This is a genomic window from Maricaulis sp. (assembly GCF_048270265.1).
Taxonomy (GTDB): domain Bacteria; phylum Pseudomonadota; class Alphaproteobacteria; order Caulobacterales; family Maricaulaceae; genus Maricaulis.
The window spans coordinates 99,791-125,084 of the sequence record NZ_JBLWTD010000003.1; the positions used below are offsets into that span (position 1 = coordinate 99,791).

At 64.5% G+C, this 25,294-nt stretch carries 17 protein-coding genes; 9 read left to right on the top strand and 8 right to left on the bottom strand.

Going from position 1 to position 25,294, the window contains the following annotated elements; genetic code table 11:
* Window positions 1–2 precede the first annotated feature (2 nt).
* From ACN0YF_RS02740 to ACN0YF_RS02760, 5 genes are all read left to right on the top strand, one after another.
* A complete protein-coding gene (locus tag ACN0YF_RS02740) occupies window positions 3–1,220 on the top strand; it encodes an SEL1-like repeat protein (protein ID WP_417493257.1) in 1,218 nt (405 codons plus the stop codon).
* Window positions 1,210–2,481, top strand: a complete 1,272-nt coding sequence (locus tag ACN0YF_RS02745) for an SEL1-like repeat protein (RefSeq protein ID WP_417493258.1) — start codon at window positions 1,210–1,212, stop codon at window positions 2,479–2,481. Before ACN0YF_RS02740 ends, ACN0YF_RS02745 begins: the two co-directional genes overlap by 11 nt.
* Window positions 2,482–2,615: 134 nt before the next feature.
* On the top strand, window positions 2,616–3,077 hold the full coding sequence (locus ACN0YF_RS02750; protein WP_417482713.1) for a hypothetical protein: 462 nt from the start codon (window positions 2,616–2,618) through the stop codon (window positions 3,075–3,077).
* Between the two features lie 79 nt (window positions 3,078–3,156).
* Window positions 3,157–4,287 carry a hypothetical protein gene (locus ACN0YF_RS02755; protein WP_417493259.1) on the top strand — a complete coding sequence of 377 codons (1,131 nt, stop codon included), beginning with the start codon at window positions 3,157–3,159 and terminating at the stop codon, window positions 4,285–4,287.
* A 187-nt stretch (window positions 4,288–4,474) separates the two neighbouring features.
* A complete protein-coding gene (locus ACN0YF_RS02760; RefSeq protein ID WP_417493260.1) occupies window positions 4,475–5,305 on the top strand; it encodes an enoyl-CoA hydratase-related protein in 831 nt (276 codons plus the stop codon).
* A 10-nt stretch (window positions 5,306–5,315) separates the two neighbouring features.
* Here the strand turns inward: ACN0YF_RS02760 and ACN0YF_RS02765 are convergent, their stop codons facing one another.
* Genes ACN0YF_RS02765 through ACN0YF_RS02785 form a run of 5 tightly spaced genes read right to left on the bottom strand, consistent with a single transcriptional unit; the run spans window position 5,316 to window position 11,081 of the window.
* Window positions 5,316–6,272, bottom strand: coding sequence for an SUMF1/EgtB/PvdO family nonheme iron enzyme (locus ACN0YF_RS02765; protein WP_417493261.1), 957 nt, complete (start codon window positions 6,270–6,272; stop codon window positions 5,316–5,318).
* Between the two features lie 13 nt (window positions 6,273–6,285).
* A complete protein-coding gene (locus ACN0YF_RS02770) occupies window positions 6,286–7,380 on the bottom strand; it encodes an MBL fold metallo-hydrolase (protein ID WP_417493262.1) in 1,095 nt (364 codons plus the stop codon).
* The gene (locus tag ACN0YF_RS02775) at window positions 7,377–8,702 is read right to left on the bottom strand and encodes a DsbA family protein (protein ID WP_417493263.1); all 1,326 of its coding nucleotides are present in this window, start codon (window positions 8,700–8,702) and stop codon (window positions 7,377–7,379) included. Before ACN0YF_RS02775 ends, ACN0YF_RS02770 begins: the two co-directional genes overlap by 4 nt.
* 9 nt (window positions 8,703–8,711) lie before the next feature.
* Complete coding sequence (locus tag ACN0YF_RS02780; RefSeq protein WP_417493264.1) at window positions 8,712–10,367, bottom strand: sulfatase-like hydrolase/transferase; 1,656 nt, start codon at window positions 10,365–10,367, stop codon at window positions 8,712–8,714.
* A gap of 3 nt (window positions 10,368–10,370) precedes the next feature.
* Window positions 10,371–11,081: a glutathione S-transferase family protein gene (locus tag ACN0YF_RS02785; protein ID WP_417482435.1), complete on the bottom strand. Its 711-nt coding sequence runs from the start codon at window positions 11,079–11,081 to the stop codon at window positions 10,371–10,373.
* A gap of 116 nt (window positions 11,082–11,197) precedes the next feature.
* On the opposite strand from ACN0YF_RS02785, the gene ACN0YF_RS02790 reads away from it, so the two are divergent.
* Both ACN0YF_RS02790 and ACN0YF_RS02795 read left to right on the top strand, forming a co-directional pair.
* The gene (locus ACN0YF_RS02790; RefSeq protein WP_417482436.1) at window positions 11,198–11,578 is read left to right on the top strand and encodes a hypothetical protein; all 381 of its coding nucleotides are present in this window, start codon (window positions 11,198–11,200) and stop codon (window positions 11,576–11,578) included.
* Entirely contained in the window at window positions 11,575–12,210 is a 636-nt protein-coding gene (locus tag ACN0YF_RS02795; RefSeq protein ID WP_417493265.1) for a TetR/AcrR family transcriptional regulator, read from the top strand. Before ACN0YF_RS02790 ends, ACN0YF_RS02795 begins: the two co-directional genes overlap by 4 nt.
* Here the strand turns inward: ACN0YF_RS02795 and ACN0YF_RS02800 are convergent.
* Both ACN0YF_RS02800 and ACN0YF_RS02805 read right to left on the bottom strand, forming a co-directional pair.
* Entirely contained in the window at window positions 12,191–13,969 is a 1,779-nt protein-coding gene (locus ACN0YF_RS02800; protein WP_417493266.1) for an arylsulfatase, read from the bottom strand. The genes ACN0YF_RS02795 and ACN0YF_RS02800 overlap by 20 nt on opposite strands.
* Before the next feature lie 97 nt (window positions 13,970–14,066).
* The gene (locus tag ACN0YF_RS02805; RefSeq protein ID WP_417482439.1) at window positions 14,067–14,747 is read right to left on the bottom strand and encodes a putative 2OG-Fe(II) oxygenase; all 681 of its coding nucleotides are present in this window, start codon (window positions 14,745–14,747) and stop codon (window positions 14,067–14,069) included.
* A 120-nt stretch (window positions 14,748–14,867) separates the two neighbouring features.
* Here ACN0YF_RS02805 and ACN0YF_RS02810 point away from each other — a divergent pair, with 120 nt between their 5' ends.
* The gene (locus ACN0YF_RS02810; RefSeq protein ID WP_417493267.1) at window positions 14,868–16,667 is read left to right on the top strand and encodes a histone deacetylase family protein; all 1,800 of its coding nucleotides are present in this window, start codon (window positions 14,868–14,870) and stop codon (window positions 16,665–16,667) included.
* 20 nt (window positions 16,668–16,687) lie between these two features.
* Here ACN0YF_RS02810 and ACN0YF_RS02815 read toward each other — a convergent pair whose 3' ends face one another.
* Window positions 16,688–17,893, bottom strand: a complete 1,206-nt coding sequence (locus tag ACN0YF_RS02815; protein WP_417493268.1) for a TIGR03032 family protein — start codon at window positions 17,891–17,893, stop codon at window positions 16,688–16,690.
* A gap of 323 nt (window positions 17,894–18,216) precedes the next feature.
* Here ACN0YF_RS02815 and ACN0YF_RS02820 point away from each other — a divergent pair, with 323 nt between their 5' ends.
* Window positions 18,217–25,233 (top strand): hypothetical protein, encoded by a 7,017-nt coding sequence (locus ACN0YF_RS02820; RefSeq protein ID WP_417493269.1) that lies wholly within the window; start codon window positions 18,217–18,219, stop codon window positions 25,231–25,233.
* Window positions 25,234–25,294: the final 61 nt, after the last annotated feature.

Consider the following 25,294-nt stretch of genomic DNA (forward strand, 5'->3'; position numbering starts at 1 on the left):
ATATGCGTTTGATAATTGCTGTCGTGGCGGGGCTGGTCCTGCTGGCGGCGGTGTCGTGGTTTGCCTTGGGGCGCCTTGGTCCAGCCGGTTTGTCGCCGGAGGAGATCGAGGCCGGTATGGCGCAGGCCGAGTCTGCCTATGCCGATACCGACTACCCGCGGGTGGTCGAATTGCTGACCGGTCTGGCTGAAAATGACGTGCCCCTGGCGCAATACCGTCTCGGTCTGATGTACCGTATTGGCCAGGGCGTCACCGCCGATGAAGACCAGGCCGTGTCGTGGCTGTCCCGGGCCGAGGCGCTCGGCCACCCGGCTGCCCGTGAGATGCTCGCCGAAATCTATTCCGAGCGTGCGGAGGCTGCTCCGGCGGCGGCTGAAGGCGTGCAATGGTATGAGCGTGCGGCTGCGCTCGGGCAGGCGAATGCCCAGGCTGTGCTGGGATCCTATTACCTGACCGGGACTGAAGTGACGCAGGATGTCTCGCGCGGCATCGAGCTGCTGACGCTGGCGGCCGAGGCGGGCGATATCCGCGCCCAGTCGAATCTTGGCTATGTCTACGCCTCGGGCACCGGCGTGCCGGCCGATGATGCCCAGGCTTTTCGCTGGTATCTCGCGGCCGCTGATGGCGGCCTCGTGCGGGCGCAGGCCGCAGTCGGTCTGTTCTATGAAATGGGCCGGGGAACGGAGGTCAATTTTCCGGAGGCCATCCGCTGGTATGTGAATGCCAATGACGCCGGCGCCCCGGGCGTCAGCGCCCGTCTGGGTGCACTTGCGGCCAGCGGCGTGATCGAGTCCCAGAGCTCGGCCGAGGTGGCGGGCTGGGTCGCTGACGCTGCGCGAGCGGGCGATGCGGCGGCTCTTCCCTGGCTGGAGGCTGCGGCCGAGGCCGGTGAGGCCGGAGCCCTCAACGAGCTCGCCGGTCTCTACAATGACGGCGAAGCGGTGCCACAAAATGCGGTGCAGGCGCTCGAATACTATGCGCGCGCCGCCGAGGCCGGCTCTGCGGAGGCGCAACTGGTGATGGCCCGTCACTATGCCACCGGCAACGGCGTGCCCCAGGACTATGTCCAGGCCCATGTCTGGGCGAATCTCGCAGCGGCGGCCGGCGTCGAAGGCGCCGCCGAAGAGCGGACGGTCTTTGCCCAGTTCCTCGAACCGGACGACCTGGCCCGGGCGCAGGCGCGCGCGAGCGAGTGGAGGGCGGCCCATCGTGAGGACTAGGTCTGGTCTGCCGATTCTCGCACTGCTCTGCCTGTTGATGGCCGGGGCAGCAGCGGCGCAGTCGCCTGCGGCTCCCGGCGACGATCTGGCGCCGGCCCGGGCCGCGCTCGAGGACCGGCGTTACGCTGAAGCCCTGGAGCGTCTGGAAGATCTCGCCGGGGGCGACTCTGCCGAGGCCGAGTTCCTGCTCGGTGAACTGTATGCGCACGGCGTCGGAGTGCTCCAGGATTTTCCGACAGCCCTGGCGCATTACCGCCGTGCGGCCGATCTCGGCAGCATGGCCGGGGTCAATGCGCTCGGCCGGGCGCTTGTCGAGGGACGTGTGATTGCGCGTGACCCGGTGCTGGCAATCGAATACCTGACCCGGGCCGCGATGTCCGGCGATGCGCAGTTCCAGTATGATCTGGCGCTGGCGCTCGATATCGGGCTGGGCGACGAGGCGCGGCCCGAAGAGGCCGCAACATGGTATCGGCGGGCGGCCGAGCAGGGAAATGTCGAGGCGGTCACCAGCCTGGGTGTTCTCTATCTTGAGGGTCGCGGTGTTGAACGGGCCCCTGAACAGGCGATCGCGCTGTTCTCCGCTGCCAGTGAGCGCGGCGATGCCCGGGCGCAGAACAATCTCGGGCTGATCTATGTTCGCGGCGAGGATGTTGAGCGCGATTATGACCGCGCCTTCGAACTCTTCTCGTCCGCTGCGGGCCAGGGCCAGCGAGAGGCGCTGAACAACCTTTCCGTCATGTATGCCAATGGTTACGGCGTCGCTGTCGATGAGGCTGAATCGCTTCGCCTGCTCGAGCTGGGCCGCCGTGCCGGAGGACAATCCCTCGAGGCCTTGCTGGAGACTGTCGGTTTCCCGTTCGATTCACGCCTCGCCGTGCCTGACTGGGACGCGCCGCTGGGCGCCCAGGATGAGCAGGCGGCGCGCTATGGCGAGCCGGTTGCGCTCTATCTCACGGCGCTGCGCTATCTGAACGGTGCCGGTGTGCCAATAGATACAGCCCGCGGCGTCGAACGGCTTGAACGGGCCGCGGCGGCGGGCATGGGGTCGGCGCAATTTATGCTGGGTTTGATGTATGCGAACGGGCGGGTGGTGCCGCAAGACTATCTGATGGCCTATGCCTGGGTCAGCCATGCGGCGCTGCGCGGGGTCCCCGAGGCCGATGTTGTCCGTGATGCGCTGGCGGCGCAAATGAGTGTCGCGCAGTTGCGGCGCGCACAACAGGCCGTATCGGACATCCTGCACGACCAGGAGGGCGATTGAGGCCCATACGATCCGCGCGGCCCTTGCCCGGGAAAGAAAATCGCGCCCGAGGGGTGTCGCAGTGCACCGGTTCGTGTATAAGTTCAGCAGCATGGGAGATGCGCTCACGCAGCGCTCAACAGGGGAATAGCTGAATGTTTACCAGAAGCCTCTTGGCTGCAGTCGCGCTTGCGACGGGTATGGTCATGGTTCCGGCCATGGCTCAGCGACCGGCAACACTGACGCAGGGTGAGCTTCCACGCGACGTGACTCCGCAGTTTATCGGTTCGCGCCTGAGCTTCAACGCCGACTCTTCATTGAGCAATTTCACCCTGCGGGTCTCGGGCCCGCAAGGCTATACGGGTGAAGTTACCTCGGCGCGCGTGGCCCCGACCTTCCGCCTGGCCGATTTCGGCTCGGTGCCTGACGGGCTTTACACTTATGAGCTGGCCGCAGCGACGACGCAGCAGCTTGTCCGGGCAACTCCGGAGATTGACGGCGCCAATGGCCGTTCGGGCGGGGCCCGGCCTGGATTGGTGGGAACCACGACGACCGGCACGTTTCGGGTGCTGAACGGGCAGATTTTGCAGCAGGATTCGGCGGCTACTGAGCGCTGATCTCACACATCAACTGGGGATGACGATGTTGAAATTCTTGAACACGACGAGTACCGCCGCGATTGCGGCCGCCGCCCTGATGGGCATGGCTGGCCAGGCGTCAGCTGATATCCAGCATCTGGACGATGTCATCATCACCTTTAGCCTCTGTGTCGGCACGGACTGTAACAATGGCGAGAATTTCGGCTTTGACACGCTCCGGCTGAAAGAGAACAACCTTCGTCTCCATTTCGATGACACGAGTGTCTCGTCATCATTCCCGAACAATGACTGGCGCCTGGTAGCCAATGATTCGGCCAATGGCGGCGCAAATTATTTTGCCATTGAAGATTCGACCGCAGGCCGCATCCCCTTCCGCGTTGTCGCCGGTGCTCCGGCCAGCTCGCTCTACGTAGCGAGTTCCGGCAATGTCGGGATCGGGACATCCACCCCCGTCGTCAACCTTCATACCGTCTCCGGCAATACGCCGACCCTGCGGCTGGAGCAGAACGGCACCTCCGGATTCACGGCGCAGACCTGGGACCTTGGCGGCAACGAAGCAAACTTCTTTCTTCGTGATTTGACTCACGGCAGCCGTATGCCGATCCGCGTGGAGCCCAACACGCCGTCGAACACCATGTATCTGGAATCCACCGGCCATGTCGGTATGGGGACGACCGATCCCAACCAGGCTGTCTTGGATGTGCGCTCCACCGAAGGTTCGCTGGCCAGCTTCAGCGGTAACGGCACGAAATTCCTCCACCTCACCAGTAATGACGGTGGCGGCGTGCAAATTCGTCTCGAAGCCGACAGTCCGAACCGGCGGATCGTTGCCATGAATGCCGCGGGTGACTCCAGGCTCACCCAGATGATTTTCAACGATACCGATATTCGCTTCACCGGCCCCAATGACGTGTGGGCGACGATTGATGCGACCGGTCTGACGACCGTCGGGCCGACCTGTAATCCTGGCCCTTGTGACCGCACGTATGATCCGGAGTATTTCCAGGTTGCCTCGATCGAGGACCACGCCGCATCGATGTGGGAAAACCGGTATCTGGACGCCGTCGGGCCGACCAGCCCGGATCAGCCTTTCAACGTGACCGAGAAGGTCGGCGGAATCCTGCACGAGCTTGAAGTCGCTCACATCTATATCGAGCAACTCAACACCCGTCTGGTTGCGCTCGAGCAGCAGGTCGCCGATTCCGGCTCGCCACGCGCGGCCGACTGACCTCATCGTCCTTGAGTGTCGAAGTACAACACCCCGCCCGGCGTCTGCCGGTGCGGGGTGATTTCGTTATGCGGCCGGTCCGGCCATCGCCTTGCGGCAGGTGATTGCTGCGGCTGGCGGTTTCCCGTGACCGGTTTCGGCCTGCTATGGTGACGCCAGATCCAAGCAACCCTGCCGGAGTGAATAGATGTCCGAGCCGTTTTTAATCGTCCAGGACGGGCCAATCGCCCGCCTCACCTTCACGCGTCCGGAGCGGGCCAATGCGCTGGGGGCGGCTTTCTGGCAAACCTTTCCGGCGGCGATTGATGCCCTCGATCGTGCCGGCCAGACCCGCGTTCTGCTGATCGAGGCGGAGGGGCGGCATTTCTGTTCCGGCATGGATACCGATGCCTTCACGGCGCTTGGCGGCAGCGATAGTCCGCATGACCGTTTTCGCTTTCGCGCCAACCTTCTGGTCCTGCAAGAGGCCCTGACCCGCCTGGAGCAGACAGATTTCGCTGTCGTGGTAGCCATCCAGGGGGCCTGCCTGGGCGGCGGTCTGGATCTGGCCCTGGCCTGCGATATCCGGGTCTGTTCCCGGAATGCCAGTTTCGGCATCGAGGAGAGCAATATCGGCATCGTGGCCGATCTCGGCAGCCTGCAACGCGGCGTTCATGCCCTGCCCTATGGCGTGATGTGCGATATGGCGCTGACGGGGCGGCGCATGCCGGCCGAGGAGGCGGCGCGATATGGACTGGTTGCCTCCGTGGAGGCCAGTGATGAGGCGTGCCGGGCCCGGGCGCTCGAGATTGCCAAAACCATTGCGGCCAAATCTCCGCTGATGACGGCGGGGATCAAGCGCAGCCTCCAGAATGCGCGCGATGCGGCGATTGCCGACGGCCTGAAATTCATCGCCAACTGGAATGCCGGCATGTTCTCCCCTGCCGAGGTCGGCGAGGCGCTGGTTGCCCGGGCCGAGAAACGGACGGCCGAATTCGCTCCGCTGGTCCCGCCGGCAGCGTCCGGATCGACGGACTGAGCTGCGGCGATCAGGGTTGCCCGGGGGCCGGATCGCGGCTGATGGTGCGAAAGCCGATATGTGAGGCGGAGAAGTCCCACTCCTGGGCCTGCCGGGCGGCAGGGCGGAAGCGGGCGCAGAAATTCGGCGCGCACAGATAGGAGCCGCCGCGGATGGTTCCGGTCGCCGGGTCGGCGCTGAACGGGCTAGAGGTCCATTCCCAGACATTGCCGGTCATGTCGACCAGGCCGAGATCATTGGGCTGGTAACACCCCACCGGCGCCAGACCGGCGAAGCCGTCATCGCCGGTGTCGATCGCCGGAAAGGGGCCCTGCCAGCTATTGGCGCGCCACTCTCCATCCGGACGGAACTCATCGCCCCATTCGAATTCATGGCCCGCCGCCCCCGCCCGCGCCGCGATCTCCCACTCGGCTTCACTCGGCAGTTCGCCGCCAGCCCAGTGCGCATAGGCGAGGGCGTCGGCATAGGCGATGTGAACGACCGGATAGCTGTCCAGCCCGTCGATCGAACTGCCCGGCCCATAGGGCGCGCGCCAGGAGGCACCGGGAAGGAAGCTCCACCAATAGCCCTGGCCGGCGCTGACCCCGAACACGGCGGAGCCCGCCACCAGAGCGGCCGGGTCAATCCCGGGATAGGCGGCCGGGTCCGGGTCCCTTTCCGCGATGGTGACATAGCCGGTCTCCGCCACGAAGCGGGCGAACTGGGCGTTGGTGACCTCATGCCGGTCGATCCAGAAGCCAGCCGTTTCCACCTGTATCGGCCCGGTCTCTTCGCGATACTGGCGCGGTGCACCGATCTCGTACCGGCCGGCCGGAACATGGACGCGGTCATCGGCGGGGATGCTGTCACATTGGTGGGTCGGTGCCGCGGACGACACGGCCTCGCGGTGCGGTAGCAAGAAGGCCGTGGCTACACCGCCCGATGCCAGCAGCGCTGCGGCGGCGCCCAGTTTCCAGACCTGCATCATCCGCTCTCCCGTCTCAACGCCAGCTCTGGAAAGAAACGCTGTCATCGCCCGCCGGAAGGCTGACGACCATGCCATCCTCGGCGACGCGGATCGGCCCGGAAAAAGCGGTGCCGGCCTCGCCCAGGAAGGCGGCATTGAGGCTGCGGGTCGGCACGGCGGGCACGACATGATTGAGCACCAGCGCGCGGGCCTGCGCCATTTGCGCTGCCGCCGCCGCCTGTTCCGGTGTCGTATGGTAATCGCGGATATCGGTCATGATCGTGTCGAGCCGGTCATTGCCGCGCCGTTGCGCGCCCTCATTGATGATGTCCAGAAGGCGGGGTTGCAGGGCCTCCACGACGAGCAGGTCTGACGCTGCCGCGAGAGCCTGGAAGCCGGGCGAGTTGTCGGCCACCAGATCACCGCTCATGACTAGCGAGCGGCCCTGATAGTCGAAGCGATAGGCCACGGCGGGGCCTGCCGGATCGTGGTCGACGGCGACAGCCCAGATTGTGAGCCCGCCATTTTCCAGCAGTTTTACCGGCGCTGTCTGTTCAAAACCGGTTGTCTCGAAAGGTAGCGCGATCATGCCGAAGCCGGAGGGCGGGGCAATGGCCTCGCCGTGATGGCCGGTGCGGTAGGTCGCATCCCGGGCATAGGCCTGGTTGAAGCCGGCAATGATATCATCGACGCCCGCCGGACCCATGACCGGCAGGGGGTCTGTATGCCCGGTCCCGATCCAGCGCTGCAGGGCGAGATCGCCCAAGCCGCCGATATGGTCGGAGTGAAAATGCGTCAGCAGGACCGCCTCGATCTCGCCGGCCGGTATGCCCATGAGCAGCAGGTTTCCGACCGAACCGGCGCCGGAATCGACGACGAACAAGCGGTCGCCGGCGATAACGACGGCGCAGCTCGGCGCCCGGGACGGGTCGGGCAGGGGCGAACCGGTGCCGCAAAAGGCCAGGTGCAGGCCGTCGGGCAGGGTGCCGATCCGGTCGAGCGACATCTGGCGGTCCACACGCCGCTCATACAGCGCTGTTGCCAGACGGGTCTGGAAAATAGCGGCCAGGCCTGCGAGGACGAGGGCGAGGGCCAGGATGGCGAACAGGGCGCGCTTGAGCAGGGTCATTGGCGCAGTTCCATCGCCCGCGGCACCGCCTGGCGAGAGAGTTCGTCCTCGATCTGCCAGAGACGGTCCTGCCCCCAGACGGCGACCTCGCCGGTGTGGAAGGAGGGCACGCCCCACAAATCCAGTCCGAGCAGGCGTTCGCGATTGGCTTCGGCAACCTCGCGCCAGCTTTCATCTTCGAGTGCTGCCTTGGCAGCGCCCCACTCCAGACCGGCACGCTCCACCAGCCGGCGCAGGCCGCGATCGGAGCCGGCATCGATGCCCTCGGCCCAGACGCCGCGCAGGAAGCTGAGCAGGAAGGCGCGACCCTCGGCCTCGCCCTGTTGCATCGCATGGTGCAGGACGGCAAGGCCACGCTCGGTCGGGCGTCCGAGCGGGTCACAGACATCGCCAAACGGCAGGCCCAGACGTTCAGCCTCGCGCTTCGCGTCGAGCATGAAATACACGCCCTTGCGGCGCGGTACCGGCAGGCTTCGCATCACCATTGGCAACACGAAGCGGATCTCGGCCCGCGCATTCCAGCGATCGGCAAGTGCGAAGGCGCGCTCTATGGCCAGATAGGTGTAGGGGCTGCGCAGTGAGGGATAGATGTCCAGCACGGCGCCGTCGCAATCGCCGCTTGCCTGGCTTTCCAGCAGCGGCGGGGCAAGCGATGCCGGCGCCTCGCTGGTGCGGCTCGCGCCGAGTTCGGCCAGGCGGGTCTCGAGATAGTGCAGCCGGTCGGCGCCCCAATACCATTCGCCGGCATAGTACAGGGTGCCGCTCTGGAAATGACCGAGCTGATCGCGCAGGGCCGTGCCGCGTTCCGTGGCTTGCACCGTGACTTTTTCGCCCGCCTCGCCAAAACCGGCGGCTGCGGCCGTCATGCCGGCTTCGTCCCGGCGCCATAATGCCTCGCCGGTTGCGGTGGCCGCCTGGATGGCATCGCCATTGCCCAGGGCTGACGCAATGATCCGGGCGGCGCGCGCTGCGAGTTCCGCGTCCGGTTCGTGGCCGGGATCAATGAAGGGCAGATCGTATTGGCCGGCGAGGGCGGCCGAGTCGCGGCGTGCGTGGCCGGGCAACCGGTCGGGGTCGGGATTGACGTCAGCCGCGGGCGGCGCGGCGAGATGCACTGTGAGTTCGATGTCGAAACGGTCACACAATGCCGCGGCCAGAGGTGCCATCAAGGCGCAGACCGGGTCGGCCGGGCGATGGAAATAGTGGACGTGATGCGGCTCGCCGAGGCGTTGGCGCTTCGCTTCAGCGCGCTTGCGCCGGCGTTCGCGCCGATCCGTACTCGTCAGCGCGCGATAGACTTGTCGTCTCAGCCAGACCCGCATCCCCACCCCTTAATTCGCCCAATTGATGAATTCATCGTCTTCGGTTTTCACTTCCAGGATATTGCGGTCGATATAGACTGGCGGGGCCACCAGGCTTGGCCAGATGGGTTCAGTCTGCTCTGCGTCGAGCGCATTCAGGGCCGCTGTCAGAACAGCAAGGCGTTCCGGTTCGCGCTCTGCGAGATTGACCTGCTCGGTCGGGTCCTCGTTGAGATTGAACAGCCAGCTCCGGGGCGGAAGTTCTGAAATCTGCAATTTCCAGCCGTCGCGCAGCAGGACGCGGTAGCGGTCCGAGCGCCAGAACAGGTCACGGCCCGCCGTTGACGCCGCATCGGCGCCGATCAAGGGCAGGAGGTCGACACCGTCCATCGTCCGGTCCTGCGGCAGGGGCGCGCCCGCCGCCGTGGCCGCGGTGGCGAAGATGTCGACATGGGTTGCCGGGGCATCGGCGATGGACCCTGCGGGAATCCGGGACGGCCAGCTCAGGAACATCGGCACACGAATGCCGCCCTCGAAGAAGGTGGCCTTCCAGCCGCGATAGGGGGCGTTGATTTCCGGGAAGCCGATATAGCTGGCGCCCCCATTATCGCTGGAGAAGAGGATCAGCGTATTGTCGGCCAGACCCTGTTCTTCCAGCGCCGCAGTGATCTCGCCGACGGCGCGATCCGCCGCCCGGATCATTGCGGCATAGACGCGAAGGCGATGATCCTCGATCTGCGGCAAGGCATCATAATCAGAGCGCAGGGCCTGCAGCGGTGTGTGCGGCGCATTGAGCGCGAAATACATGAAGAAGGGCCGGTTGGCATTGGCTTCGATCGCCGCGACCGCGTTGTCGGCGAGATAATCGGTCATGTATTGATCGGGATGGAAGCGCGGGCCGCCATTGTGACGGACGGCAAAGTCGAGATTGGGCCAGATGAACTGGTCGATCGGATCGAAATCATGGATCGAATTGACGACCTCGGGATCGTCGACATCCATGAACAGGGCCGCGCCGGGCAGGAAGCCCAGCCATTCGTCGAAACCCTGGTTTTGCGGCCGGAAGGCTTCCGCCGCGCCCAGATGCCACTTGCCGAAGAACATGGTGTGGTAGCCCTGGTCACGCAGGAGCTCGGCCATGGTGATCTCGCTTGATGGCAGGCCCTGCTCATCAAGAGGGATGGTCTGGCTTTCGCGATCGGCGTGGTAGACGGCCTCTTGCGGGCCGTAGTCGAACGAGCCGAGCAGCCGGTGGAAGGCGACCGGGGCGGGCGTGAATTCGAAGCCGAACCGGGTCGCGAAACGGCCGGTCATGATCGCTGCCCGCGAGGGCGCACACGTCGCATTGCCGGCATAGCCATTGGTGAAAATGGCGCCGCGCGCGGCGAGGGCGTCGATATTCGGCGTTTGCAGCAAGCCACCGGCGACGCCGCCGCCGAAGGTGGAAATATCGTTGATCCCCAGATCATCGACCAGGATGACAATGATGTTGGGCTGGCGCTCGGACGCCGCTGCAGCCGGTATCTGCGGACCCTGCTCCCACACCACCGGCTGGGTCTCCATGATCGGGTCACGAAGGCGGTTGATGATGCCGGGAATTGCGATCCGGTAGTGCAGGAAGGTTCCGTAGGCGGCGCCTAGCACACCGACGAAGACGAGAAGCGGGATCCAGAGACGTTTGGTCATGGCCTAGCTCCGATCCTCGCCGGTATTGACGATCGAGCGCGCATTTTTCGCGAAGGTCTCGGCGGCGCTTTCGGCGCCCTTCGTCTTCGCGAGCATCTCCGCGAGGTCATAGGGGACGCGGATGCCGGCTGCCGCGGCGGGACGTTGCGCGATCTGGTCGATCCAGCGTTGCACATGGGTGAAGGGTGCCAGCTCGACGCCCGACCAGGCGGCGGTGCGCGCCCAGCACCAGTTGGCGATGTCGGCGATCGAGTATTCACCGGCGAGATATTCATGCTTCTCCAGCTGGCCATCGAGTACGCCAAGCAGGCGGGCCGTCTCGCCCTGGTAGCGCTTGATCGCGATGTCGATCTTTTCCGGCATGTAGCGGTAGAAGACATTCGCCTGGCCCATCATCGGACCCAGGCCGCCCATCTGGAACATCAGCCACTGGATGACGCGCGAGCGCCCTTTCGGGTCAGCAGGCAGGAGTCTGCCGGTCTTTTCGGCGAGATAGATCATGATCGCGCCGCTTTCGAACACGGTGAAATCATCCGCGTCGCGATCAAGAATGACCGGAATACGGCCATTTGGGTTCATGGCGAGAAATTCGGGGGTCTTTTGCTCGCCCTGCATCAGGTCGATGGCGTGGACCGTGTAGGGCAGGCCCAGTTCTTCCAGCGCTACCGAGGCCTTCCAGCCATTCGGGGTGGCTGATGTGTAGAGGTCGATCATGTCCCGCTCCCTGTCCCGGCATTTGACAAGGCCGGTGGTTTCAAGTGACGGTATGATATGTCACACTATGCGTCAATTGTTTGCGATGGATGCAAACCCGAAGATCGGAATTGAACATGCAGCTTGTCCTGAGAGCCCTCGTCGCTCTGTCCGCCCTCGTCCTTCTTTCGCTGGGCGCCGGTTTCCTGTTCGTGCCCGGCGTGCCGATGGAGCCGCTTGGCCTGAGCGCGGAAAGCGCCGTGGGCATCAATTTCCTGCGCGGCGATGCTGGCGCCTCGCTGCTCCTGATCGGCGGTCTTGTCGCGCGGGCGGCGATTGCCGGTGACGGCAACAAGCTGATGATTCCGATCATCTGGGTGATGTTGCTGCTCGGTGGCCGGATCATCGGCATGGCGCTTGATGCGGGCGGGCTGGCGGCGGCGCCCCTGTTCGTCACCGATTTCGGCCTGATGCTGGTCCTGTTGCTCGGCCGCTGGAAAATGCGGAGCGCTGTGTGACCACAACCGATCCCGTTCCTGCAGGCCTGTCGACCGATGGCCGCAAGCGCAGACGCGCTGCGAGCCGCGCCCGTATTGTGACGGCCTTGCTGGAACTGGTCCGGAGCGGTGTGGTTTCGCCGAGTGCGCATGCGGTCGCCGAGCGTGCGGAAGTCAGCCCGCGCACGGTGTTTCGCTGTTTCCAGGATATGGAATCTCTCAACCGGGAAATCATCCACGCCGTACACCGTGAATTCCTGCCCCGGGCCCGGCTCGACCTGTCGACGCCGGACCGGCGCGAGCGCCTGCAGCGGGTGGTAAGAAATCGCGCCTCGATGTTCGAGGACATGACGCCCTTCCGCCTCGCGGCCGAAGCCCGGCGTCATGGCTCGCCGGCCTTGCAGGGTGATCACGCCTTCCTGGTCGCCACGGAGCGCGAGCGCCTGGCTGCTGCCGTCAATCCGGACGATGCCCTGGACCCGAAAACCTTCGAGGCCCTGTCGGCGACAACCTGTTTTGACTTCTGGCGCCGGTTGCGCGCCGACCAGGGCCTGTCCCCCGAGGCTGCGGCCGAGGTGATGCTGGCCGCGGCGCTGGCGATCTTCGACACCGGGCCTGATGCAGGACCGGTGCCTATCGAGGCCGGCGGCTGAGCCACCAGCGGATACCGCCCGTGATCAGCCCGATACCAAAGACAAGCACCAGCGCGAATTGCCAGCCGTAGAATTCGAGCTGCCGTTTGAACGCATTGATCGAGATCTGGCTGTGGATGTCATAATCCTCCGGCAGATCGAGAACGCCGTTTGTCGCTGCATAGACATGGTAGTCCGCCCGCATGCTGGCGAGAATCTCCGGGCGCTCGCCGGCCAGGTCACGGGTTTCGCCCGGATCCACCGAGAGATCGAACAACTGCCAGCTGCCATCGCCCCAGGGCGGCATGTTGCGGACCAGTTTGTAGTCACCCCGGAACAGGGCCGAATTGCCGGAGACCTCGAAACCGACCGCGTCATGGGGCTGGTAGGCGATCTCGGCCTCGCCGGAGATGACGCCGCGCAGGCTGCGGCCGGTCAGCTCCTCCGTGGCGTGGGAGAGCCCGGCCAGGTCCAGTATGGTTGGCGTGACATCGGTGACATAGCCGGCGGCGCCGCTGCTGCGACCGGCTTCGATTCCCGGACCGGCGACCAGGAAGGGGACGCGCAGGCCGCCTTCGGAAGCGTAGAATTTGAACAGGTTGAAGGGTGCCGCGGCGGCCATGGCCCATTCGGGGCCGATGAAGGCATAGCTGCCCCTCTCGCCCAGGTTTTCGACCTCGCGGCTATAGCCGTGCAGGTTCATCCAGGTCGTGAAGCCGAGTTCGGCGACCGGATTGCTGGGTTCCGGACCATTGTCGGAGGTGACGATGAAAATGGTATTGTCGAACTGGCCCGTGGCCTCGAGATGCTCGACCAGGCGTCCGAGATGGTGGTCCATTGCCTCGAGCATGCCGGCATTGACCGCCATCGAGCGGGCATAGAGTTCGCGATCAGCCGCGGACAGGTCAGACCAGGCGCGCATCGTGTCCGGCAGAGGCATGGCTTCTGTCGATTCCGGTATCAGGCCCAGATTGATCGCCCGCAGGGTGCGGGCCTGCCGCAAGGTCTCCCATCCGGCCTGATAGGTCCCCGCATAATTATCGGTGAATTCGCGCGGGGCCTGGACCGGGATGTGGATCGCCTGGAAAGCGAGATAGGCGAAGAACGGGTCGTCGCTGCCGGCATCGGTGTCGATATAGTCGATCATCCGGTCGACGAGAAATTCAGAGGAATAGAACTCGTCCGGCAGATGCGTGCGCTGCCCGTCCTCGAACCAGTCGGCGGTGCGGTAATAGGGCATGTAGGGCGTCTCGTCCCAATTGTCGGCGCCGGAGGCGTCGAGCACGAAGGAACGGTCGAAACCATGGGCGTCGGGCAGCGCGCCCTCGCCATGGCCGAGATGCCATTTGCCGGTCATATAGGTGCGATATCCGGCCGCCTGCAGCCGGTCGGCGACAGTGACGACGCCCGGTTCGAGATCCATGCCATAGCCCGGCTGGCCGCGATGTTCCGGCGGCAGGACTTCGGGAATCGTCGCCAGGCCGGTGCGGTGATTGTCGAGACCGGTCAGAAGCATCGCCCGCGAGGGCGCGCAGAGCGGCGAGGAATGGTAGTTGGAAAACATCACGCCGCGCCGAGCCAGCCGGTCGATCACCGGCGTGCGCGCCTCGCCGCCATAGATCCCGAAATCCATGTAGGCGGCGTCATCGACCAGCACGAGCACAAAATTCGGGCGCCCGGCGGGCTCGACCGGCTCCTGTTGCGCCAGCAGTGCAGGCGTCGCCATGAGCGAGCCGAGCAGGCACAGCCCGGCCAGAATTCCGCTTGTTCTCGCCCGCATGGCTTCCCCGTCCCGTTATCTCTGTCAGATCATTATTGTGGCAGACACTATGACATAATATCGGGCGGGACAATCCATGACGTCGCGGACGGCCCCGTCAGGCCGGGTCGACGGTCAGCCGTGTGAGCTTCTGGGCCTGGTCGACATTGCGATAGGTGAGGGTGAAATTCACCGCGATCGACAGGCGCGGCTCGCTCTGGAAATGCGGCACGACCTCGTGCCAGACAAAGGCCGGAAACATGATCATCAGGCCGGGGCGCGGATGGACATGGGCGTGGAATTGCCAGCCGCCCATCAGCGAGGCGTTGAAGCGTGGATCATGCAGGATCAGCGCGCCCTCGGGCGGCTGCCAATAGCCCTTCATCGCCGTCTCGGCCTGCAGCACCGGTTTCTCGGTCGGCGGCGTGGCGACGTAATAGACCGAGGCGATATGGGCGACATGATTGTGCGAGGGCACGTAGTGGCGCGCGGCCGAGACATTGGCGAACATCTGCATCTCGACATCGAACTCACCGATCCAGCCGATCTGGCGGCAATATTCGGTGAGGTCAGCGAGCGCCTGCGCCTCCAGCTGCCTGAAGGCGGGGACCTTGTCGGAGAGATCGCACAGATTGATCGAGTCGGATTTCTGGGCCTGGTCGGCGCTGCGATAGAAGGGATCGTCGATCAGTGCCTGTTTCAGCGCCGCATTGAGATCGGGCCGATCATGCTCCCAGCTCATCACCGGTGTGGGAAAAAGGTCGTAGCGCCGTGAAACTTCCTGCTTGCTTTCGGTCATGCGATTTGAGACTCCAGTGACGGGCAGGCTTATCCCTTGCCCGACAGGCCGATCGGGATGTTTCCGCGTGCGGGACGCCAGTGAGCATCGGACTGGCACCTTGCGACACGGATCACTTCAATGCTGAAATTCGTGCGGGTGATAGCGGGCATCGATCCGGACTATCAGCGCCACCTGGAAGGCATGCAGGAGGTATTCCTGAAGACCTTCCCGTTCAATGCCGCCTATATCGAAAAAATCGCCCGCTATTCCGCCGGAGAATACCCGCCCGATTGCGAGGTCATTCTGCTCTGCGCCACGAAGGCCGGCAAGGTGCTCGGCTTCTCCGTCACATTCTTTTTTGCCGATATCAAGGTCTCCTATTTCGACTATATCGCCAGCGATCCGGCGCGCGCCTCGCGCGGGATTGGCGGGGCGCTGTATGAGATGACGCGCGAGGATCAGCGCAAGCGCGGCTCGAAGCGGCTTTTTCTCGACAGCCTCCCCGACGAGGCCGAATTGCTCAATGAACACGGGCTCCTCGCCGATGGCCGCAGGCGCATGGCCTTTTACGAGCGGCTCGGCGCGCGGCCGGTGCTCGGTACCGGCTATGAGCGCCTGGTCACGAAGTCGAATATGGGCGATGCCAATATGCTGCTGCATGACGGGATGGGCGATGAAAAACCGCTCCACCGCCGCACGCTGAAAGCCGTCATTTCCCGTATCATGCAGGCCAAGAATGGCATGGCCGCCGACGATCCGGTGCTGGTCGAGCTGCTGGCTTCGATCAAGGACGAACCGGTGCGGATCCGGCCGCCGCAATACACCAATCTGCGCCCGAAGAAATTGCCGGTTCTGGCGCGCCCGATCGATGTCGTCATCACCGCCGACGAAGCACCCTCGATCGAGCACTCGCCCTTCAAGGGCTATTATGAGCGCCCGGCCCGCGTCGCTGCGGTGCGCAAGGCGCTGGAAGGCCTGCCGGTCAATGATCACGAGGCCGGCCGCTGGGGGCTGGAGCATATCCTCGAGGTGCATGACCATCGCATGGTGAAATTTCTCGAGGAGACCGCGACCCGTATTCCCGAAGGGCGCATCGTCTATCCGGAGATATTCCCGATCCGCCATGCCGACCGCCTGCCGCGCAATTTCGACATGCGGGCCGGGTATTTCTGTATCGACACCTCAACGCCGCTGACCCGCGCCGTCTATCCGGCCGCCCGCCGTGCCGTTGATGCGGCCCTGAGTGGTGCCAAACTGCTCAGGGACGGCACCAGCCCCTGGGCCTATGTCGTGGTGCGGCCGCCGGGGCATCATGCCGAGCGGCGGGCCTTTGGCGGGTTTTGCTATTTCAACAATGCCTCGATTGCCGCGCACCATTTGTCAGGCCAGGGCAAGGCCGCCGGCAAGACGGCCAGGCCGGCTCGCGTCGCGGTGCTCGATATCGACCATCATCACGGCAATGGCACCCAGGATATCTTCTACGAGCGCGATGATGTCCTCACCGTCTCGATCCACGGCCATCCGGAGGATTGCTACCCCTTCTTCGCCGGTTTCGAGGATGAGCGCGGCCGCGATGCCGGGCTCGGCTTCAACCGCAATTACCCGATCCGGCCCGGCGTCGATGATGCCGGCTATCTCACCGTGCTCGGACGGGCGCTGCGGCGCATCAGGGCCTTTGCACCGGACTATCTGGTGGTCAGCCTTGGCGTCGACATCATGAAGGGCGATCCGACGGGCAATTTCTTCATCACACCGGAGGGGATGCACCGCATTGCTGAAGCGATCGGCCAGGAAAAATACAAGACCCTGATCGTCCAGGAGGGCGGCTATAGCCTCGCGAATATCAGGCGAGGTGTGCAGCAATTCCTGCTCGGTTTTGCGGCCGGGCAGACCGCGCCATCCCGCGACAATTCCAGGCGTCGCACATCAAAAGTCTGATCAGGCCGGATCGGGCGGCGTCAGGCTGATGTTGCCCAGTCCGGCGTTTCAATGGTGATGAAGTCCCGGATCTCCTGGGAGTTGGGGCCGAGGGTCAGCGGATTGGCGACGGCCGGCAGGACGCAGGTATCGAACAATTCGCTGATACCGCCATCCAGCCGCAGCCATTGCACGACATCGCCGGTGGCGAGCGAGATCACCTGCACGCCGCACCAGGCATCGACATCCTTTTCCTTGAGCCTGTCGTCGAGCGCCAGGCCTTCGAACCGGCCATGGCGGGGCTTCGAGAGCGTCACAATGGCATGGCCATTATGGAAGCCGAGCCCGCGCAGGAAGCCGGGGCAGAAGGCGACGGGGATGAAGGCCTTGGTGGCTGGATCGATATGGCCCAGTTCGCCGGTGCCGGAATTCAGGACCCAGAGCCTGCCGTCATGCCAGCGCGGCGAATGCGGCATGGACAGACCTTCGGCCATGATCTCGTTGGTCTCGACATCGATCAGCACGCCGCCATCGTGGCGCCGGTCGCGCCAGCCATCGACGGCGTCGGAGCGGCTGACGGCGCTGACATATTTCGGACGTCCATCGACCATGGCCAAGCCATTGAGATGGCAGCGATCTTCCGGCGCGATCTTGGAGATGAAATCGGGCTTCCAGATCGGCTTGAAACTATGGGTGAGGCTCGGTTCGCACAGGCAGGAATAGCGCGTATTGACGAAAACAATCCTGCCATTCTCGCGGATGCCGATTTCGTGGATATCGATATCGCCGGTGGTCTGGATATTGCGCGGCACATAGACCTTGTCGTGAGCCTTGTTGGCCAGCAGGCCCGGCGCGAGGACGTTTTCCATCCGCACGATCGAGGTCAGGGTGCCGAGATAGATGCGGTTCATATCGCCGGCGACACCCATGGCCTGCGGGTAGAGCGCCTCGTGCAGCGAGAGTTTCCCGTCCGGACCATGGCCGATCAGATAGAGCCGTCCGCTTTGATAGGACGTGAAGGCGATCGAGATCGCATTGGCGGCCAGAAACGGCGCCAGCCCTCGTGAGAAACTGATATCAACCTTCGCGGGAACCGCTGCGGTAGCCTGGTCGGCGGGAGTCTCGGTGACGGGCTCGATCGTGTCCGGCGCATCGGCCGCAGGCTTGGCGGTTTCACGAGCGTTGGTCGCGACTTCGGCTCCCGTCCCCGCTGCCACAGTCGGAACAGGAGTGTCTTTCTGGCTCAAAACGGATCCGCCCTGTGTTTGGTTGGCGACCACGCCGGATTGCGGGCGCTCCTTCTGGTGCTTATTCCGCCTCGAGTTTGGCGGGGGCGTCAAGTTTTGCCGCGCAGCCTGGTTCCGGCCCGCACATGGCATCGTCCAGAACGGCCCGCGATGTCCCGTCCCGGGTGGCGGGCCTGATTCAGCGAACAGGAAAATGGCGCGCCTATTGCACTCCGTTTCCTGGAGTGGTGTTTTCAAAAGCGGACGTTTTGGGCTACAGTTACAGCGTGCAGGGGATTGTCTTGGGGACTCTTTGCCTGCGTACAGGGGGGATTCCTGTGAGTATGAGTGATTGTGTTGTTTCGAGTGCCGGGCGCCCGCTCGCTGGTCGTTCCTATGGGCGTTCGCGCCTTGCCCAGGCCTTTCTGGTCAGTGCCTCTGCCGGTGTTCTGGCCTCCCTTCTCCCTGCGATGGCGCTCGGCCAGGCCGTGCCGGCGGGCTGCACGCCGACACCTGCGACGGCCGGCGATACGATCGATTGCGTTACGGCCAGCCCGGCCACCATCGACGGCATCACCACGACGGTTGATGATCTGACGATTAATATTGGCTCGCCGGTGACCCCGACGACCGTCCTGAACATTGCTGGCGCCGGCGTCAGCATGACCGGTGCCGACGGGCTCACCCTTAACCTGACCGCAGCCGGTTCAAGCATTACGGGCACGACCGATGGCGTGTTCATGCAACAGACCGGAGGCGGCAGCGATCTCACCATTGCGGCGCACGGCGATATCGCGGGCAATCAGTACGGCATTCGCGCCTCGAACGGGGGCACTGGCAGGCTAAACATTGCCGCTGCGGACGTCACCGGCATGACAGCTGATGGCATCTATGCCCGCACCGCCGCGACCACTACCGGGCTGACGATTTCCGCGAGCGGTACCGTCGCTGGCGCCGACAATGCCATCGATGTGCACCATGCCGGCAACGGCGATGTGACTCTGAATCTCGGCACTGTCACCGGCACGACCGGTGACGCGATCCGGGTCAGCGACACCGGGATCGGCGATGATATCTCGATCTACGCCTCGGGCCTGATAACCGGTGGCGAGGACGGGATTGAGGTCGATCACTACGGCATTGGCTCAGTGACGATCGATACCGCTGCCATCACTGCGGCGGGTGACGGGATCAACGTCTTCAGTGGCGTGAACGGCACCGATGTCGATATCAGCGCGGGCGGCACCGTCACCGCCGGCAATACCGGCATCCTCGCCGGAAATTACGGCATCGGCGCGCTGAATATCACCACGACCTCGGCGGTCACCGGCCTGGCGGGGGATGGAATTCGCGCCTTCAATTCGGCTGTTGACGGCGATCTCATCATTACCGCCCACGGCGCCGTCAGCGGCGCCGATTACGGTATCCGGGCAGTCGGGTCAGGCCGGGTAACCGTCACCGCAGGCACCGTGTCGGGCGCGGCCATCGAAGGTATCCACGCCCAGAATAATGCCGGCTCCACCACCGACCTGACCGTCTCGGCGACCGGCACGGTCTCGGGCGGTGAGACGGGCATCTGGGCCTCGAATCTGGGCAGTGCCGCCTTGATCATCACGGCTGCGGACGTCACCGGTACGGGCAATTACGGAATCTCCGCCAATAATGGCTCGGGCACGGATCTGACCATCACGGCGAATGGCGCCGTCTCGGGTGGTGTCGATGGTGTTCGCGCCATCAATAGCGGCACCGGCGCGCTGAGCATCACGACGGACGGGGCCGTCACCGGTACAGGGTTTTCCGGCATTTTTGCTTCGAATGGTGCGACAGCGACCGACCTGGATATCACGGCGAGCGGTCCGGTCACCGGTAGCTTTGCCGGCATTCGCGCCACGAATGATGGCACAGGCGCGCTGAACATTACGGCCGCGGACGTTACCGGCACGACGGATTATGGCATCTATGCGCGCACCGCCGCGACGAGCACCGGGGTGTCGATTGCCGCGAGCGGTACGGTTTCAGGTGCGGGCAACGGCATTGATGTCGAGCATCTCGGCACCGGCGTCCTGGCGATCAATGCTGCGGCCGTCACAGCCGGCGGTGATGGTATCCGAGCCGTCAATGCTGCCGCCGGCGGCGGCCTCACCATCACCGCGAGCGGCGCGGTCTCCGGCGGTAGTAGCGGCATCTACACCCGCAATTATGGCACCGGCGCCCTGAGTGTTACGACGGCCGCCGTAACTGGCGCGGGCGCCAGCGGCATATATGCATTCAATGCCGCGACCGGCACCGGTTTGTCGGTGGCCGCGACAGGTCTGGTCAGCGGCGCGAATTACGGGATCGAGACTGGCAATCTCGGTACCGGTCCGCTTACTATCACAGCCGATGCGGTCACCGGAACCGCAGGTGCCGGCATCGTAGCGCTCAGTGTCGGCACCGACCTCACCATCACGGCCAGCGGCCCGACCACAGGTGGGACAACCGGCATCGCGGCGTCAAATACCGGCACCGGCTCGCTGAACATCAGTTCGGCGGCAGTCACCGGTCAGGCACGTTATGGCATCGAAGCACGCAACGGCGCGGGCGCAGACGAACTCACGATCACGGCAACCGGCCCGGTCGAGGGTGGATTGTCCGGCATTTTTGCCATGAATCTGGGTCGCGGCGCGCTGAGCATCACGGCTGGGGCCACCAATGGCACGACCCACTATGGAATTTACGCAGCGAACTTCGGTACCGATCTCAGGATTACGGCGACCGGCGCGATCACCGGGGGTGAAGTCGGGATCGGGGCCCGAAACAGTGGTACGGGCGCGCTGAGCATTACCGCAGTGGACGTTGCCGGCACGGACACCGCGGGCATTTACGCCTACAGCGGTACGGCGGGAACCGACTTGACGGTCTCCGCAACCGGCACGGTCACCGGTCGTCGCTTTGGCATTCGGGCTCAGGGGGCTGGCAGCGGCGCGCTGAGCATCACGGCAGCGGATGTTACCGCCACGGAGGCTGACGGAATTAGCGCCGTCTCCGGCGCGAACGGCACCGGGATGACGATCTTGGCGAGCGGTCTGGTCTCGGGCGGTGAAGATGGCGTCGATGCGCACCACACCGGCACCGGAGATCTGACCCTGGATCTCGGCGCGGTCACAGGCGCGACAGGTGACGGGGTCTATGCCCGCAATGCTCTGATCGGCACGGGTATCACCATCACGGCGAGCGGTGCCATCAGCGGCGGTGATAATGGCATTTTCGCCCGAAACAGCGGCACCGGCGCGCTGCGTCTGGCGACGGGGGCTGTTACCGGCACCACGACAATGGGCATTTGGGCCATCAATGATGATGTCGGTACCGATCTGACCCTGGTCGCCACGGGTGCGATCAGCGGCGGCTCCGACGGCATCCGGGCCCGAAGCGAGGGCTCCGGCGAACTGAACCTTTCGGCGACGGCCGTCACCGGTGCGGACGGGGATGGCATCTACGCCACCAATCTTGCCGGCACCGATCTGACCATCACGGCGAGCGGCACGGTCACCGGGGGCGATTTTGGCGTTTACGCCACCAATTTCGGCAGCGGCGCGCTGTCCATCAATGCGGCGGCCATTTCGGGCGGTGAAGATGGCGTCTTCGCCTATAATTCCAGCGCCGGGACCGACCTTTCCATTACCACGAGCGGAGCGATCACGGCGGGCGATGACGGCGTGTCGGCCCGGAATGATGGCAGCGGCGCGCTGAGCATCACCACAGCCGCAGTCACCGGCGCGGACGGTCAGGGCATCCTGGCCCTGAACAGCCTTGCCGGCACCGACCTGACCATCACGGCGACCGGCCCGGTTTCCGGCAGCGATGCAGGCATTTATGCCCGCAATTATGGCACCGGAGCCCTGGGTATCACGTCCGCAGCGGTTACCGGCGCGGGCACAGACGGGATCTCTGCCGTCAACAGTGCCGCCGGCACCGATCTCTCGGTGACCGCGACGGGTCTGGTGACCGGTGCAGCAGGCGGGCTCGACGCCTTCAATTACGGCAGCGGTGCGCTGACAATCAATGTGGCCGCCGTCACTGGCGGGACCCACGGGATCCATGCCAGCAATTCCGCTGCAGGCACCGATCTGACCGTGACAGCAAGCGGCGAGATCACCGGCAGCGCCTTTGGCGTTTACGCCGCGAATCTCGGCAGCGGCGCGCTTTCCATCACTGCGGCGGCCATTACGGGTGGCCAACAAGGCGTCGTGGCCACCAATTCCAGCGCCGGGACCGATCTTTCCATTGCAACAAGCGGAACGGTCACGGGAGGCATCAACGGTGTGCTCGCCTGGAATGATGGCAGCGGCGCACTGAGCGCAACGACAGCCGCCGTAACCGGCACAGCTGTTGACGGCATTGTGGCCGGGAACACTGCCGCCGGCACCGATCTCTCGGTGACGGCAACGGGCCTGGTGAGCGGCGCCGATGACGGGATCGAGGCCTTCAATTCCGGCAGCGGTGCGCTGACGATCAATGCGGCTGCCGTCTCCGGCGGTGAATTCGGGATATTTGCCAGCAATTCTGCTGCAGGCACCGATCTGACCATTGTGGCGACAGGCGAGATCACCAGTGGGTGGACCGGTGTCCAGGGTGTGAACCACGGCCTGGGCGGATTGGTCATCACGACCGAAACAGTCACCGGCTCGGACTGGAATGGCATCTCGGCCTTCAATGGAACGGGCGGAAGCGACCTCACCCTGACCGCGAACGGTACGGTTTCCGGTGGGGTGAACGGCATCGCGGTCCTCAATGACGGCAGGGGCGACCTTGTAATCAATGCGGCCGACGTCAATGCCGGCAGCGGCACGGGTGTTCTGGCGCAGACCGGCACCGGGGCGGCAGATCTGTCGATCACCGCTGGCAACCTCACCTCGACATCGGGAGCGGGTATCGCGGTTTCACATCTGGGCTCGGGGGATGCTTCGATCACCCTTGCCAGCGTGACGGCGCTCGCCGGTTCTGCGGTTACGGCCTATGCCGGCACCGGTTCCGGGGCGTTGTCGGTGAATGTAGCCGGAGATGTGGCTGGCCAGGACGCAGGCATCGTCGCCGCCAATCTGTCTCCAACGGGCTCGCTCTCGATCAACGCCGCCGCGGTGACGGCTGATAATGGTGTCGCCATCAGCGCCTATAATGCCGGCAGCGGCGGGCTATCCATCACGACGACCGGCGACGTCACGGGCAGCACCATCGGGGTGCGCGCGGAGAACCTGGCCGGTGAGCTGGCCATCGATGCTGGCGGCGACATCACCGGCGGCAGCTACGGCATATGGACCGAGACGGTTGAGGGCACGGATCTCGTTATCCGCGCCGGCCAGATCGTGACCGGCGGCGTCTGGGGCATTCTGACCGGCACCGATACCAGCGCCAGCACCTCAAATGACACGCTCAATATTCTGGGCACCGTCAATGGGCATATCGGTACCGGCCATGGCGCTGATGTGGTCACCCTGGCGGCGGGCAGCGCGGTCAATGGCGCCATCCTGCTCGGTGATGGCGAAGACGTTCTCAATTATGACGGTGGCAGCTTCGGTGTCGCGCGCGGCGGCGACGGCACCGACAGGCTGAACTTCAGCGGCCCGGGCGTGTGGATCACCAATTCCGGGGACCCGGCGGCGGACGTGTTTGCCGATTTCGAACTCTACCACTTCTTCGGCGGCGGCTATGTGCTGGACGGGCTGCACCAGGGCCTGATCGAGACCCATTTCCACGCCGGTGAGAATTACCTGATGGGGACGCTGGCCTCCCGGGACGTCATGATCGACGCCGGTGCCGGGCTTGAAACCGGCGCTGATGCGAGCCTGATCGGCAATCTTACCAATGCCGGCAGCCTGGGGATCAATGCGGGCGGTGTTGGCCGTTTCGGTATTGACGGTGATTTCACCCAGGCAGCGACGGGCGATCTGACGCTGGATCTCAGCGCCTCAGGGCAATGGAATGACCGGCTCGCGGTATCGGGTGATGTCACACTCGCGGGCGAGCTGGTCCTGCGGCAATACGGAGCCTTCGGTGCCCCGGTCACACTGATCGACGCCAGCACCGGGCTCGCGGGCAGTTTCGACAGCGTGACAGGCCTGCTCGACCAGTCCCTGCTGGCGTCGCAAGTGCTCGAATATGACCGGGCCGGTTTCGACGTGAATCTCGTCACGGTCTTTGCTGATGCCGGGACCATAGACGGGCTGACCCCCAACCAGATCAGCATTGCCGATGCCCTGATAGACCAATTGGCGGCGCTGCCGGACAATGATGATTTTTCTGACTTCGGCTATGCCGTCGCAGGAATCTCGGACGGGCCGCTGCTTGCGGAAACCCTGGAACAGCTCAATCCGGAAATCATTGATGCCGGGATCCAGGTCGCCCGCACATCCCAGTTCCTGTTCCTGACGGGCCTGATGGACCGCAATGGTGCACCTGCGCGCGGGCCGCAACCGGTCCAGGTTGCCTCGCTCGACAATGCCCTGCCGGACTGGTCCTCAAGCGAGGACAAGGCCCATGTCTGGGGATCGCTGCAACTGGCCGGCTATGAGCAGGGCAATGGCGGCGTCAATATCGAGTACAGCACGAATGGCCTCGAACTCGCCTTCGGTACCGCAGACCTCCGGGCCGGTGCGTTCAGCTTCGGGTTTGCGGTCGGTTATGCCGATCTGGAATCGGCGCTGTCGGGTGCTGATGACGATCATGTGTCGACGGAAATGTTCCGCTACGGCCTGTTCGGCCGCTATGATCTGAATGCCGGAGCGACAGGCCTGCAGGCCCATCTCGATGGCAGCCTGGCCCTGGGCCGGGGGCAGCAGGATACGCGGATGGAGATCGTCGCGCCGGCGGCCGGGCTTGGCCAGACCCAGACGGGCAGCACACATTTCAATACGCTGGCCGGGGCGTTGCGCCTGACACTGGATGGCTATAACGACCATGGCTGGGCTGTCCGGCCGCATCTTGTTATTGCCGCCGACCGGTATGATCAGTCCGCGCATCAGATCGGCACCGATGGCGTCGCCGCCATCGCCATGCCGGGCATTGAGCTCGACCGGGTTTCTTACGGCTATGGCGCCAGCTTCGAGCATCAATGGGGGGGCGGCAATTCGTTCGCCGTCAGCGCTACCGGAGTGCGCCATACCGGCGATGCCGTCGCGGCCTTCTCACCGAGCTTCGCGGCCTCCGGCCTCAACGGACCGGACAGTTTCGCGATTGCCGGGCGCGGCATCGAAGAGGAGTATGTGCTGGGGGCCCGCTTCCGCAGCGAGACGGAAAACGGCTATTCGGCAACGATTGGCGGCTTCGCCCAGTTTGGCGATCTCGAGGGCGTCGGGGCCGAAATCCGTATCACCAAGCGCTTCTAGCCTCCATAAGACTGTGTCGCATACAATCAGCCCGGCACCCTCGTGCCGGGCTTTTTGCGGC